Source organism: Mesorhizobium sp. M0410 (assembly GCF_040321435.1).
Classification (GTDB): domain Bacteria; phylum Pseudomonadota; class Alphaproteobacteria; order Rhizobiales; family Rhizobiaceae; genus Mesorhizobium.
The window spans coordinates 179,133-192,668 of sequence record NZ_JAMYRN010000011.1; the positions used below are offsets into that span (position 1 = coordinate 179,133).

General features: G+C 63.4%; 16 protein-coding genes. 5 read left to right on the top strand and 11 right to left on the bottom strand.

From position 1 onward, the window contains the following. Positions 1–63: 63 nt before the first annotated feature. From NKI63_RS18590 to NKI63_RS18630, 9 genes are all read right to left on the bottom strand, one after another. Positions 64–213, bottom strand: coding sequence for a hypothetical protein (locus NKI63_RS18590; protein WP_023677295.1), 150 nt, complete (start codon positions 211–213; stop codon positions 64–66). Between the two features lie 14 nt (positions 214–227). Beyond that, positions 228–551: a DUF2934 domain-containing protein gene (locus NKI63_RS18595; RefSeq protein ID WP_352705666.1), complete on the bottom strand. Its 324-nt coding sequence runs from the start codon at positions 549–551 to the stop codon at positions 228–230. 112 nt (positions 552–663) lie between these two features. Beyond that, positions 664–1,293 carry a BA14K family protein gene (locus NKI63_RS18600; RefSeq protein WP_352705663.1) on the bottom strand — a complete coding sequence of 210 codons (630 nt, stop codon included), beginning with the start codon at positions 1,291–1,293 and terminating at the stop codon, positions 664–666. Positions 1,294–1,471: 178 nt separating this feature from the next. After that, positions 1,472–2,242 carry an ABC transporter ATP-binding protein gene (locus tag NKI63_RS18605; RefSeq protein ID WP_502900483.1) on the bottom strand — a complete coding sequence of 257 codons (771 nt, stop codon included), beginning with the start codon at positions 2,240–2,242 and terminating at the stop codon, positions 1,472–1,474. 32 nt (positions 2,243–2,274) lie between these two features. Further along, entirely contained in the window at positions 2,275–3,273 is a 999-nt protein-coding gene (locus NKI63_RS18610) for an ABC transporter substrate-binding protein (protein WP_352822725.1), read from the bottom strand. A 58-nt stretch (positions 3,274–3,331) separates the two neighbouring features. Next, positions 3,332–4,180 (bottom strand): ABC transporter permease, encoded by an 849-nt coding sequence (locus NKI63_RS18615; protein ID WP_352822728.1) that lies wholly within the window; start codon positions 4,178–4,180, stop codon positions 3,332–3,334. A gap of 40 nt (positions 4,181–4,220) precedes the next feature. Then, complete coding sequence (locus tag NKI63_RS18620) at positions 4,221–5,585, bottom strand: LLM class flavin-dependent oxidoreductase (RefSeq protein ID WP_352822730.1); 1,365 nt, start codon at positions 5,583–5,585, stop codon at positions 4,221–4,223. Between the two features lie 51 nt (positions 5,586–5,636). Further along, positions 5,637–6,194: an FMN reductase gene (msuE, locus tag NKI63_RS18625; RefSeq protein WP_352799224.1), complete on the bottom strand. Its 558-nt coding sequence runs from the start codon at positions 6,192–6,194 to the stop codon at positions 5,637–5,639. 548 nt (positions 6,195–6,742) lie between these two features. Then, positions 6,743–8,134 carry an Nramp family divalent metal transporter gene (locus tag NKI63_RS18630; RefSeq protein ID WP_352822733.1) on the bottom strand — a complete coding sequence of 464 codons (1,392 nt, stop codon included), beginning with the start codon at positions 8,132–8,134 and terminating at the stop codon, positions 6,743–6,745. Positions 8,135–8,299: 165 nt separating this feature from the next. Here NKI63_RS18630 and NKI63_RS18635 point away from each other — a divergent pair, with 165 nt between their 5' ends. Further along, entirely contained in the window at positions 8,300–8,605 is a 306-nt protein-coding gene (locus NKI63_RS18635; protein WP_352507157.1) for a hypothetical protein, read from the top strand. Positions 8,606–9,141: 536 nt separating this feature from the next. Here the strand turns inward: NKI63_RS18635 and NKI63_RS18640 are convergent. Beyond that, positions 9,142–9,996, bottom strand: a complete 855-nt coding sequence (locus NKI63_RS18640) for an aldo/keto reductase (RefSeq protein ID WP_352507158.1) — start codon at positions 9,994–9,996, stop codon at positions 9,142–9,144. 230 nt (positions 9,997–10,226) lie between these two features. On the opposite strand from NKI63_RS18640, the gene NKI63_RS18645 reads away from it, so the two are divergent. The 4 genes from NKI63_RS18645 to NKI63_RS18660 all read left to right on the top strand — a co-directional run bounded on the left by NKI63_RS18645 (position 10,227) and on the right by NKI63_RS18660 (position 12,594). Then, the gene (locus NKI63_RS18645) at positions 10,227–10,862 is read left to right on the top strand and encodes an ankyrin repeat domain-containing protein (RefSeq protein WP_352475611.1); all 636 of its coding nucleotides are present in this window, start codon (positions 10,227–10,229) and stop codon (positions 10,860–10,862) included. Between the two features lie 143 nt (positions 10,863–11,005). Continuing rightward, on the top strand, positions 11,006–11,395 hold the full coding sequence (locus NKI63_RS18650) for an ArsR/SmtB family transcription factor (protein ID WP_254819404.1): 390 nt from the start codon (positions 11,006–11,008) through the stop codon (positions 11,393–11,395). Then, on the top strand, positions 11,392–11,925 hold the full coding sequence (locus tag NKI63_RS18655) for an SRPBCC family protein (RefSeq protein WP_352507159.1): 534 nt from the start codon (positions 11,392–11,394) through the stop codon (positions 11,923–11,925). The genes NKI63_RS18650 and NKI63_RS18655 overlap by 4 nt, the downstream gene beginning before the upstream one ends. A gap of 93 nt (positions 11,926–12,018) precedes the next feature. Then, positions 12,019–12,594, top strand: coding sequence for a dihydrofolate reductase family protein (locus NKI63_RS18660; RefSeq protein ID WP_352507160.1), 576 nt, complete (start codon positions 12,019–12,021; stop codon positions 12,592–12,594). A gap of 122 nt (positions 12,595–12,716) precedes the next feature. On the opposite strand, the gene NKI63_RS18665 is transcribed toward NKI63_RS18660, so the two are convergent. Beyond that, the gene (locus tag NKI63_RS18665; RefSeq protein ID WP_352507161.1) at positions 12,717–13,517 is read right to left on the bottom strand and encodes a class I SAM-dependent methyltransferase; all 801 of its coding nucleotides are present in this window, start codon (positions 13,515–13,517) and stop codon (positions 12,717–12,719) included. Between the last annotated feature and the right edge of the window lie 19 nt (positions 13,518–13,536).

The window sequence follows — 13,536 nt, forward strand, 5'->3', positions numbered from 1 at the left end:
CTGGAATTCAGGTTCCGCCAGGCATTCCGGCGCGGCTGCCTGGCAAGCGACGGCACGCCGCCCTCAATGGCGCTTGAAGTACTGCACCTCCCGTTCGTGCTTCTCGGCGGCCTCGCGGGTATCGAACGTGCCGAGATTGCGGCGCTTGCCGGTCTTTTCGTCCTTCTTGCGCGAATAGAGGCGGTATTTTCCGTCTTTGAGTTTTCTGATCATCTGTCTCTCCCTGGCTAGGGCCGGCGCTTCCCCTTGAGGTTGCGCGCGGCTTGCTCGATCGCCGCCCGGTCGTTGCCCAGCCTGTCGATCAGCTCCTGCGCCTGTTCGCCCGATATGCCGGTGCGCACCGCCAGGGCCTCCACCGTCAAGACGTCGGAGCTCGCGACCTCGCGGGTTTCCGGCAGGGCATCGCCTGCCGTCAGCGGCAGGGCTGCCTCCCTGTCGATCTGGGCCTCGGCCCGGTGCCAATGCCGCTCGGGATCGCCATGGATCCCGCCTTCACGTTCCCAGATCTGGTATGCGCGCTCACGAATCTTGTCTTCCCGGTCGTCGCCCATGTTGATTTCTCCTTTGGGTATCGGATGAACGCCGTGCCAACCCGAGAAATCTGCGTGATCGTTGGTCGCACAAGGCGCCATGCACTGCGGCCGCCAGCCACCGCGGCCCGCGCTACTCGCACTGCCGGCGCGGCCCCCCGGAATATGGCTGGTAGGTGTTGTCTTCCGGTCGATATGACCGGTAGCGGCTGAAGCAGTATTGCACGTGATCGGATGAGAGCTCGGCGTCGCCGGGTTCATCCGATGGGGCGTAGCCCTCCACCGACGATGTATCGCTCGCCTCGACGTAGCTGCCGTCATCGGTGATGTCGAGATAGGGCGAGATGCAGGGGCGCTGTTGGCCGCTGTAGGAGGTGTAGCGGTTGTCGTCCGGCCGGTAGGAGCGGTAGCGGCTGGCGCACCATTCGACATGAGCGGCGGGTAGCGTCTGCTGCTCTTCCACCGCCGGCTTGATGGAGCCGGTGGTGTCGGGTGTCGAAGCTGCGGCGGTGTCGGCGGGTTTGGAGGTGCGATCAACTTCCGAGGTGCGAACGGGAACCGGGCGGGCCGGGAGGCGCTCGAGGCGCTGCGAGGCCGGGTTTACCGGGCGCGGATCCTTGGCCCACAGTTCGGCGACGCTGGAGACCGGGGCGGCCGGCGGTACCGGCTTGGCTATCAATAACCAGGTGGCGAAGGCGAGACCGCTGGCGAATACGGCGAGCGTCAGGACGAAGCCGCCAAAGATTGCGAACAAAGCTTTCATGCCGCGCTCCTTTGCCTCCCGGTTAAGGAAATGCCGAGGCGGGGAATCCGGTTCCAGGAAAGAGCGTAGTGCAGGGCACTCGAAGGAAGGCCCATCTCCGTCTCGGCTTCGCCGAGACACCTCTCCCCGCTTCGCTCCCGCTTCGCGGGACGCGGGATCCAAGCCTCTTAGGCGGCTTTCAGTGCAGCCCGAATTCGCGCAGCAGTTCTTCGCGGTAGCGTACGAAGCGGCTTTCGCTGCGCTCGCGCGGGCGGGGCAGGTCGATGTCGATCAGCCGCGCCGCGCCGCCTTTCTCCTTGGGCAGGATCAGCACCCTGTCGGCGAGGTAGATCGCTTCCTCGAGGTCGTGCGTCACCATCACCATGGTGACGTTCTCCTCGCTCCAGATGCGCGCCAGTTCCTCCTGCATGCCGATCTTGGTCATCGCGTCGAGCGCGCCTAGCGGCTCGTCAAGCAGCAGGATTTCGGGCTGCACGGTCAGCGCGCGGGCAATGCCGACGCGCTGCGCCATGCCGCCCGACAGCTGCCTTGGAAACGCATCGCTGAATTCGGCGAGGCCGACGAGTGCGATGTAGAAGCGCGCCCGTTCCTCGGCCTCAGCCTTCGGCACGCCGCGCACTTCGAGGCCGAAGGCGACGTTGCCGAGCACCGTCAGCCAGGGCAGCAGGCGCGGCTCCTGGAAAATCACCGCGCGCTCGGCGCCGACGCCGTGCACCGGCTTGCCGTCGATGGCAACGCCGCCGCTGTCGGCCGCCTCCAGTCCGGCCAGGATGCGCAGCAGCGTGGTCTTGCCCGATCCGCTGGCGCCGACGATGACCAGGCATTCACCCGAGCGGATGTCGAGATTGAGGGTCCTCAGCACGGCAAGCGAACGCCCGCCGATGCTGAACGATTTGGACAGGTCGCGTATGCTGACCTCACCGCCGCTTGTGCCGCTCATCGCGCTCATCTCCCAGCTGATTGTCTTGCCGGTTGGCCTTCTCAGTTGGTCTTGGTTTCGCCGGGCCGGTAGAGGATATCTGCTGCCTTCAGCTTACCCTTTGGCAGGCGGCCGTCGCGCTCGAGCACGCTGACCCAGAAGTCGATGTCGCGGTCCGTCGCCTTGGCCCCCTGGCGCAGCCCGAAGCCGGTCCAGTAGCGCGCCAGCTCGCCGTTCTCGCCGCGCTTATCGAGGATGTTTGCCAGCACCTTGCGCGCCTCGTCGGGGTTCTGCAGCGACCAGTCGGAGGCGCGCGCCGATTGCTCGACGAAATTGCGGGCGGCGTCGGGATGCGCGGCGATGAAGTCGCGCCTGAGCACGACGAAGCCGCCGGCCAGCTCGCCCAGCACGTCGGTGTCGTTGAACACGCCGCGCACGCCGCCATTGTCGACCAGCGCCCCGGCAAACGTCGCCTGCCAGTAGCCGAGCGCCGCGATGTCGACCTGGCGGGAGCGCAAGGTCTGCTCGAGCTGCGGTCCGGGTACGACAACGAGATTGGCGGCGTCCGGAGACAGGCCGACGCTGTGCAGCGCCTCGCGCACGGTGTAGTCGAGATGGGCGCCGAGCGTGTTGACGGCGATGGTCTTGCCGGCAATGTCGGCGATCGATTTGATCGGGCTGTCGTCGAGCACGTAGAAGACGCTGCGCACCTTGCTGTTGATGCCGTTGCTCGGATAGACGGCGACGAAGTCGTTGCCGCCGGAGATCGAATTGATCACGGCGGCGGTTGCGGCCGAGCCGATATCGACGCTGCCGGAGGCGAGCGCAAACAATGATTCCGGGCCGCCGCCGGAATAGCCGACATTCTCGATCTCGATACCGAGGCCTTTGAAATAGCCGAGCTCGCCGGCCAGCTCATGCGGAGAGATGCTGCCGCGGCTGGCGAGGGAGCGGAACTTGACGGGTGCGGCTTCGGCAAAGGCGAAGCGCGGCAGGCCGGCGGCGAGAAGGCCGGCGGCGAAGGGCGCGCCGGCAAGCAGGGAACGACGGGTGATTTTCATGGTCCGGGTCTTTCCTGATTTGAGTTCTGGCCTGGTTGAGACTGGTAAAGGCGGGTGGTCAGTCGACGGCATTGCTCCAGCGGCAGAGCCGCCGCTGCAGGCTGACCAACGCCTGGTTGGCGATCAGGCCGAGGCTGGCGAGGATGATGATTGCCGCAAACATCAGCGGGATCTGGAAGTTGTACTGCGCGTTCATCACCTGGAAGCCGATGCCCTTGTTGGCGCCGATCATTTCGGACGCGATCAACAGCAGCAGCGCCGTGGTGGCGCTGAGCCTCAGCCCAACGAAGATCGAGGGCACGGCGCCGGGCAGCACGACGCGACGGAAGACGGTGAGCTGCCTGGCACCATAGACGCGCGCCATCTCCAGCAGTTTCGGATCGACTTGCTTGACGCCGCCGATGGTGTTGAGCAGCAGCGGAAACAGCGTCGCCCAGAAGATGACGAACACCTTGGAGGCTTCGCCGAGCCCAAGCAGCAGGATGAACACCGGATAGAGCGCCAGCGCCGAGGTCTGGCGGAAGACCTGCAGGATGGGATCGAGCGCGGTCTCGACCGCGCGCACCTGGCCCATGAACAGGCCAAGCGGGATGGCGACCAGCACGGCGGCCGCGAAGGCGAGACCGGCGCGCTGCAGGCTGATGGCGATGTCGCCGAGCAGAGTGCCGCCGGCCAGTCCCTTCCAAAGTGCCGCGACAATCATGTCGATCGGCGGCAGCACGGCCGCGTTGACCCAGCCGGCGCTGCTCGACACTTGCCACATTGCGAGGAAAGCGATGAGGACGCCGTAGCGCGACAGGAAGCGAATTCCCGCCCGGCCGCCGAGGCGCAGGAAATCCGAGCCGAGTCTTGTCGTGCTGTCACGCGTGCCGAAGCTGACGGCCTGTTCGATGTGCTGCAAAGTCATCGTCTTGCCTCTTGCCTGGAAAGTATTGGGCTTCTCGGGATTATTCGGCGGCCAGCACGGCCGAGCGGGCGGCGGTCCACGGGTTTTCCGGCCGCCTGAGGCCGAGGTTGTCGCGCAGGGTCCTGCCTTCATAGGCGGTGCGGAACAGGCCGCGGCGCTGCAGTTCGGGGATCACCAGCTCGACGAAGTCGTCGAGCCCGCCGGGCAGCCAGGGCGGCAGGATGTTGAAGCCGTCGGCGGCTTCGTTGCCGAACCATTCCTCCAGCTGATCGGCGACCTGCGTGGCGCTGCCGATGACGGTATAATGGCCGCGGGCCGTCGCCACCCATTGATAGAGCTGGCGGATGGTGAAGTTGTGCTCGTCGGCAATCTGGCGGATCAGCGCCTGGCGGCTCTTCATGCCTTCGGTTTCCTTGCTTGGCGGCAGCGGGCCGTCGAGCGGATAGCCCCTGATGTCGAGCGTCTGGCCGGCCAGCCCGTTGAGCAGGGCGACGCCGTCTTCGGGCAGGATGAGATCGTTCAGCTGCTGGTATTTGGCGCGCGCTTCTTCTTCTGTGCGGCCGACGAAGGGCGCTACACCCGGCATGATCAGCACCTGGTCGGGATCGCGGCCGACCGCTGCCACGCGCGCCTTGATATCGCGATAGAATTCCTGCGCCGACGCCAGGTTCTGATGGGCGGTGAAGATGACTTCCGCCGAGTGGGCGGCGAGCTTGCGGCCGTCTTCCGATTGCCCCGCCTGCACCACCACCGGGTGTCCCTGCACGGGGCGTGGGACGTTGAGCGGCCCCTTGACGCTGAAATGCGCGCCCTTGTGGTCGATGTCGTGGAGCTTGTCCTTGTCGTAGAAGCGCCCCGATTTCTTGTCCCGGATGAAGGCATCGTCCTCCCAGCTGTCCCACAGCGCCTTGACCGTCTCGACATGCTCATGGGCGCGGGCATAGCGCTCGGCGTGGGCAGGCTGCGTCTCACGATTGAAATTGCGCGCGGTTTCGTCGCCGGCCGAAGTGACGACGTTCCAGCCGGCGCGGCCATTCGACAGATGATCGAGCGAGGCGAATTTGCGGGCGAGCGTGTAGGGCTCCTCATAGGTGGTCGAGGCGGTGGCGATGAAGCCGAGATGCGTGGTGAGCGGCGCCAGCGCTGCAAACAGCGTCACCGGCTCGAAGCCGGCGATCTTGGCGTTGCCGCCTTCGCGGGCGCCGAGGCCGACCGTCAGATTGTCGGCGAGGAAATAGGCATCGAACAGGCCGCGCTCGGCGGTCAGGGCGAGCTGCTTGTGGAACTCGAAACTGGTGGCGCCATCGGCCGGCGCCTCGGGGTGACGCCAGGCGGCGATATGCTGTCCGCCGCCGGGAAGGAAAGCGCCGAGTTTGATTTGCCTGGATTTGGTGGATCTGGTCATCGCCGCGTGCTCCTGGGTGGATGGGGAGTGGATCTCGGGTCAGTGGTGCGCTCAGGCGGCAAGGCCGACGCCGTAGGGCACCCCGGTCACCCGGCATGCCTCGGCGACCGCTTGCCGGGCGCGGGCGTGGATGGCTTCCGACACCAGCACGCCATTGGCAAAATCCTTCTCGGAGGCGTAGATCGCGGTCGGCACGGTCAGCGCCTCGAAGAAGCCGAACAATGGCCGCAGCTGGTGCTCGACGATCAGCGAATGGCGTTCGCCGCCGCCGGTCGCGGCAAGGATGACCGGCTTGCCCCTCAGCGATGACGGGTCGAGCAGGTCGAAGAAGTGCTTGAAAAGCCCGGTATAGCTGCCTTTGAAGGTCGGCGAGCCGGCCACCAGGATGTCGGCGCCCAGCAGCCGTTCGACTATGTTGCGCGCCGCTGGGTCGAGGTCGCCGAGGCGCCTTGCCTGCGGCAGGGACGCGCCGAGATCCTCGATGTCGAAGACGGCGGAGGCCGCACTGATGCTTTCTGCGGCCTGCCCGACAATGTGGCTGATGAACGCCTTGGTCTTCGATGGCCGGGTCAAATTGCCCGACAGCCCCACCACGAGCTTTTTCGACATTCCTGGCTCCCTGTCCAAATGATCTATGTTAAGTCTAGAGAGTTTGTAGAATTAAAAGAGCGAGAAAATTTCAAAGGTAGCGCATTGAGCGAACGGAGTTTGCGGAACACCAGCCGTAGTTGGTTCATTCAATGCGGCGTACTGCGCCGGCGCAGCGCATCGAGCAGCGACGCAAAGGCCTGCCAGCGCCTTGTCCTCGGGCTGCGGTGAATCAAGCCAATTTGATTCAAATCCGGCTGTGGATATTTGCTTTTGGGTAAATCGAGGCGGCCATCCTGCCGGCCGGCGGGCAACAGGGAGAAGCCGATGACAAGCGACTTTGCCGCCGCACACCTCCATCTTGAACGAGCCAGCCATTATTTGAGCGGCGAGGACGAGACGAGCCGCACGGCTCGTGCGGCTGTGGATCTTCTGATCGATGCAATTGTCGCAGTGCAATACAGACGGCCGATGGGCGACGTAGTGGAATTTCCAGGACCGGCAAAGCTGGGACAATCCGTAAGCGGGACGGGTTAACTCAACTGGCGGCGTCCTTTTGTCCTGCCTGATCACATGAACCAGGTTGCCACCAGGCCGATCGTCGCCGAGAAGATGGCGGCGGTCGTTGCCCAACCGAGTATGTTGGTGCTGCGGCTGTTCACCTGGTCGCCCATGATCCTGCGGCTGTTCGTCATCAGCATGATGAGCAGCAGCAAGGGCGGCGTCGAGAAGCCCTGAACTATGCCGGACCAGACCAGCGCCTTCATCGGATTGAAGCCGAGGAAGTTGAGGCCGGCGGCGATCACCGTAAAAAATCCGATGGCGAGATAAAATTTGGGCGCCTCTCGAGCCCGGGCGTGCAGGCTGTTTTTCCAGCCGATGGCTTGTGCCACGTCATAGGCAGCGCCGGTAGTCATGACAGGAACCGCTAGGAAACCGACGCCGATCACGCCTGCGGCGAACAGGACGCTTGCGGCCTGGCCGGCTAGCGGGCGCAGCGCCTCCGCCGCTTGCGCTGCCGTGTCGATATCGTGGTGGCCCGCCTTGTAGAGCGTAGCACCCGTCGACAGGATGATGAAATACATGATGAGATTTGAAAACATCATGCCGATGAGGATGTCCCGGCGAGAGCGACGGAGTTCGCTGTCGGTAGCGCCCTTCCTTTGCCTGAGCGTCGTTCGCCCCTGTGCAATCTCCTCCTCGACCTCCTCATTGGACTGCCACGTGTAGAGATAGGCGGACAGCGTCGTCCCGATGATGGCGACCAGGATCGACAGGAACTCACGGTTGAATTCGATGCGCGGAAGCAGCGTTCCGCGCAGTACGGCCGCGGCGTCCGGCTTGGCCAGAATGGCGGCACCGACATAGGCGAGCAGCGCCAACGCCAGCCACCGAAAGATGTTGCGGATCAAAGTATAGGAGCCGAAGACCTGGAGGGCGAAGATGATGGCGGCGACGAACAGCACGATCAGCGGGATGGGAAATGGCACGAACATGTTGATCGCGGCCGCCATTCCACCAAGATCCGCCGCTGCCTCGATGGTGTTGCCGACGAGCACACCCAACAGCACCGACCAGAGCAGCCACCGCGGATAGAAGTCCTTGATGACGTGGAACAATCCGCGCCCGGATACCTGACCAAGCTTCGACGACAGGTAGACGACCGCATACATCATCGGCAACGTCACCGGAGCCGTCCAAAGCAGGTCGGGTCCGAAGCGGGCGCCGGCGCTGGCATAGGTGCCTATCGCAGAACAATCGTCGTCGGCTGCCCCGGTTATCAGGCCGAGGCCGAGCGCTCGGCCTATGCCGCCATTCCTCTCCTCCGGTGAGTTGGAACGGTCAGAACCGGCCTGCCTCATTGCGATCGGACCGGGTTGGGATGGAAGGGCGTGGGCACGGCCTTCCATGCCACGATCGTAAGGATCGGTCGCGCCGCTGATCTCATTTTGCTTCCTCAACAACTTTGCCCAAACCCGGCGCGCCATGACTTGTTCCGTGGCCTGGCGGAGCAGAGGCTTGCCCCAGATCCTTCCCTCCGGGGGGTAAGCCTGAAAGTTCGGGTTGACCGCTTCTGAAGGCGAAGCGACTATCCGTGCGAGGTGAATTCCGCAGGAGGAAATACGATGGACGAGCCCGATCGGTGGCGCCACATGTCGAGTGCGCCAAGGGACGGCAGCAGAATCCTTGTCACGGTTCGGCCATCCGAACAGGGGCCGGCCGAAGTCGACATGGCTTTCTGGGCCCGGGCCGATCAGTTCGGCAGCGAAGGCTGGAGGGCTTCCGACTCTTCTCCGGGACGCATCGTCGAATATGCCGAACCGGAGCTGAAGTGCTGGATGCCGCTGCCGTCGGCCAATCTGAGCAAGGGTTCGATGCCGAGCCCCTGGGAGGAGGATGATGTCCCGCTGCTGGATGGCTCGGGGATCTGAGGTGAGCTGTCGCGGTCGCTACAGGACCGCGTTGGGGCCGAAGCTGCCGATCTCCCCCCTCGTGGGGGAGATGTCCGGCAGGACAGAGGGGGGCGCCGTAGAACGCCGACCTCGATCGCCAAAGAGCGTTGACAATGCCTCACACGCCATTGCCTCCACGACACCGCGCAAATGCCAAATCGATGCCCAAGGCCAGCACATTGGCATTGTGACTGGGCTCGCCGCTGCATCCTGAATGGGTGGCCAAAGCGCGAGTTCCGTGAGCGACGGATGGGCAGCAGAACCCTGGCAAGACCGGCGGGACAGCGCCCCCCTTGTAACTTGGAAACGACCACTTCTCTGTCCTGCCGGACATCTCCCCCACGAGGGGGGAGATTGGCTCTCATCTCGGCTTTTCGCTAGTCTCCAACGTTGCAAGAACGGCGCTCCCGTTGAAGCTGCCAATCTCCCCCGGGGGGAGATGCCAAGTGGTGCCAAAGAGGGCAGGACACAGGGGTCGCAAAGGAATGCCAACGCCGCGGTGATGCCCGCCTTCGTCAGAACAGGAACGCGGCGGTGGCGGGGTTCGGGCCGGTGCGGCCGTCGGGCGAATCCATGCCCCGGATGAGCTCGAGGTCCTTCGCTTCCAGCTCGAAATCGAAGACATCGAAATTGGCGGCGATCCGGTCCTGGTGGATCGATTTCGGGATGACGATCAGCCCTTCCTGAAGGTGCCACCTGATAATCACCTGCGCCACCGACTTGCCGTGTTTCCTGGCGATGCTTTCGAGCGTCGGATCGCTCAACAGCCGGCCGCTGCCCAGCGGGCTCCAGCTCTCGATGCGGATGTTGTGCCTGTCGTGGAATTCACGTTTGTCACGCTGCTGGAAGCGGGGGTGGAGCTCGATCTGGTTGACGGTCGGCGTGACGCCGGTCTCGCCGATGATCCGTTCGAGATGGTCCTGGTTGAAGTTCGAAACGCCGATCGACTTGATGCGGCCTGATTGCCTGAGTTCGATCAGCGTCTTCCAGGCCTCGACATATCTGTCCTGGCTGGGTACCGGCCAATGGATCAGGAACAGGTCGATCTGTTCGATGCCGAGCTTGCTCATCGTCCCGTCGAAGGCGCGCAAGGCGGCGTCGCGCTGATGGGCGCCGTTGCGCAGTTTCGAGGTGATGAACAACTCGCTTCTCGGCACGCCGGCCGAGCGGATCGCCTGCCCGACACCTTCTTCGTTCTGATAGCCTTCGGCGGTGTCGATCAGCCTGTAGCCGGCCTCGATTCCCCAGCGCACTACCTTGGCGGTGATGGCTGGATCGACCTGCCACACGCCGAGGCCGATTTGCGGAATGGCGGAGCCGTCGTTCAATCTGATTTGTTCAGGTCTTTTCAGGGTAATCTGTTCAGGCATGTTCAGGTCCTTCTGCATCGTTCCGCCCGGCGCAGGCTCTATCTAGTCTGAATGGCCGCCAAAGCCAGTCGATATCAGGAGAATGTGAGGAGACGGACGTGAAGCGCTGATCTTCCGCTTCGGGCCGACAGCTCTCTGTGACCCACGGACTCCAGGGAACTCCATTCAGGACGATCCCGCTGTCGCGGATTTCTGTGGTATTCTGTGGATTATTCGAGGAGGCGACTGCGTTGACCAACAGCTTGGAAGCCGAAGGAGCAAGAGACTGGTCGCCCCTGCTGGTCGCGGCAGAACAAGGCGATGCGGATGCGGTTCGATCGGAATTGGCGGCTGGCGCCGACATCAATCAGTCGGACGACGGCGGCTGGTCTGCACTTCACCTTTCAGCCCTCAATGACCGCACAGCGGTGGTCGAGGTGCTGATCGAAGACCCGGAAATCGATGTGAATGCCAGAAACAAGTGGAAGAGCACGCCCTTGAGCCTTGCGTCGGCCAAGGGACATTACTCGTGTATCTCAGGCCTCGTGAGACACCCCCAAATAGAGATCAACGCGCGAGCTGACTACTACGGCAGAACGGCTCTTATCGAGGCGGCGAAGAACGGGCATCTCGAAGTCGTCAAGTTGCTCGTGGAGAATGGCGCGGAAGTAAATCTGACCGACAAGACGGGGAGAAACAACGCGCTCATCGAGGCTATCAAAGGGCGGCACTACGAGATCGCGGAATACCTGCTGGATTCCGGGAAAGTGAGCTTTATCAACAAAGAAATAAGGCTAAACGCCCTGATCTGGGCTGGCAGCTGCCACAACCCTCAGCTTATCGAAAAGCTGGAAGCCGCGATCCACAGTTTCTTCAACGGCAAATAAGGGCCTCGCCCTTACTGTCGCGGGCCGTCCGTATCTCCCGTCACGTCGATGCGCTCGATGGCGCAAACCGCCCTGCGGCGCTTCACATAATTTATTCAACCAAACGGTTGACTATCTCAAAGCGTGCATCTATATTCAACTACATGGTTGAATTACAAACACCTCAGATGGATGCGGTCTTTCACGCCCTTGGCGACGCCACGCGCCGGCACATGCTTCGCGATCTCGCCGATGGCGAGAAAACGGTAAGCCAGCTGGCGGAACCCTTCGCGATGTCGCTCGCGGCGGCCTCCAAGCACATCAAGACGCTGGAGAACGCAGGGCTTATTCGTCGAGAGGTGAGGGGCCGCACGCATCTGTGCCGACTAGCCCCCGGACCGCTGGCCAGCGCCCATCAGTGGCTCAGCTTCTACGAGCGCTTCTGGACAGGTCGTCTCGATGTCCTCGAACGCCTTCTTCGCGAAGAGGACGCACGCAAAGCCCAGGATGAGCCCAGGAAATCGCCCAATCCGAAAGAAGGAGACGAGCAATGAACCAGATGAGAAGCATCGACGCCTATGGCGCGCTAAGCGAGCCCGCCACGTTCACTATCCAGCGCCTTTTGCCCGGACCCATCGAGCGCGTCTGGGCCTATCTCACTGAGAGTGACCTGCGCCGACAGTGGATGGCAGCGGGCCAGATGGAAATGAAGGCGGGCAGCTCGTTCGAATTGGTCTGGCGTAACGACGAGCTGACGGACCCGCCTGGCCAGCGCCCCGCGGGCTTTCCCGAAGAGCATCGGATGGAGGGCCGGATCACCGAACTCGATCCGCCGCGCCAGCTTTCCATCACCTGGGGAAATACCGGCGGCGTCTCCTTCTTGCTGGAGGCGAAGGGTAGCGATGTGCTGCTCACCGTCGTCCATCGCCGCCTGCCGGAACGTGCAATCCAGCTCAACATCACGGCCGGCTGGCACATGCACCTCGACCTGCTGGCCGCCCGCCTGGCTGGCAAGCCGCCGACCTCGTTCTGGGACGGCTGGAGCCGCCTGCGGGAAGAATACGATCGCCGCCTGCCGGCCTGATGTAACTCGCGGCGTCCATCCCTGAGGTCGCCGCCAGCAACACGAAGCAACGATGAAACGTGCTTGCATCCCGCAAGCCTGATGGAGGAAGTCATGCGCAAATTGATCGCTGGGATGAAAATCTCCGTCGACGGCAAGATGGAGGGGCCCGAGGGTTACGCCGATTGGGTCGACGCGTGGTCGGACGAATATGGCCTGACGCCGCAAATCGACGCCTGCCTGCTTGGCAGCGTCATGTATGCCGGCTACGAGCGCTACTGGAGCGCCATCCAGAACGAGCCCGACAAGCCGCTGCCGATGACCGGCAAATTGCCGAAGCCGGCCGAGCTCGAATGGGCCCGATTCGCCGCGCAGACCCCGCATTATGTGCTGTCGAACACAATGACTTCGGCCGCCTGGCCAAAGACGCGCTTCGTGCGGAATTTCGAGGATATCGCTGCGCTTAAACAGAAGCCCGGCAAAGACATCTACCTTATGGGCGGCGCCCGAATTACCGCGAGCCTTATCGATGCCGGGCTGGTCGATGAGCTCAGGCTGATCGTCTATCCGCTGCTCGCCGGTGAAGGAAAGGCGCTGTTTGGGACGGCGAAAAATCGTCGTGGGCTCGAACTGCGCAAAGTGGAGCAGCTTTCGGACGGCCGCGTCAGGCTGGTCTACGGGATCGGCTAATGCAGCCACCCTTGGCGGATCTAGCGGGGCCGAAGCGGAGGCCGTCCCGTCAACAGCGGGACAAGCCGGCGCGAGGAGAGCGATGCTTCCTATGCGAAGAATGCATCCCGGCTGCCGGCCGGTCAGGCAACGATACCGCGGCAGGCCCAGGCGACATTCGCAAAGGATCTCGGGCCGTCGGGCCGGCCGGCCTCATAGGCGTCGCGCATGGCGGCGTCGACGCGCGCCCGCTCTTCTGGATCGAGCGTGGCCACATACTTGCCGAGCGGCCCTTCGCCGGCGGCTATCGGCGCCCAGTAATCGTCGAAGTTTTGATAGTCCATGCGGATCATCAGCTCGGTCTCCGTAACGTCGCGGAGACCCTGCTCGACAAAGGTCCGTTTCATTTCACCCGGCTGCATCATCGGCTGCGTGCAATAGCGGGCGCGCAGCTGGCGTCCGCCTTCGCTGAGCACCGCCACCGTGTCGATCATCATGCGCATCCCCGGCATGCCGCCGAGATGGTCCCATACCGTCGCCGCGACCACGCCGCCCGGCCGCACGACGCGGCGCATCTCGGCGACTGCCTTGCCGGCTTCGGGCACGAAATGGAGCACGAGCAGGGCCAGGGCACGGTCGAACGCGCCGTCCTCAAAGGGCAGGGCGCAGGCATCCGCCTGACGGATTTTTATCCGCGGATCGGAGTTGCGCCGGATTGCCTCCTCGACAAAAACGCCTGAAAAGTCGATCGCGGCGACCTCACGGAGGTCAGCGGCCTTGACGAGCGCGAAGGTCAGGCTGCCGGTGCCGCAACCGACGTCGAGGATCTTTTCGCCGTCTTTAAGGCCCGCAAAGTCGATGAACAGCGGCGCGAGCCTTTGGCTCCAGCGGCCCATGAGCTGCTCATAGCCGGCAGCATGGTGAACATTGAAACTTGAAGTCATCGAAGCCTCCTCCCAAAGC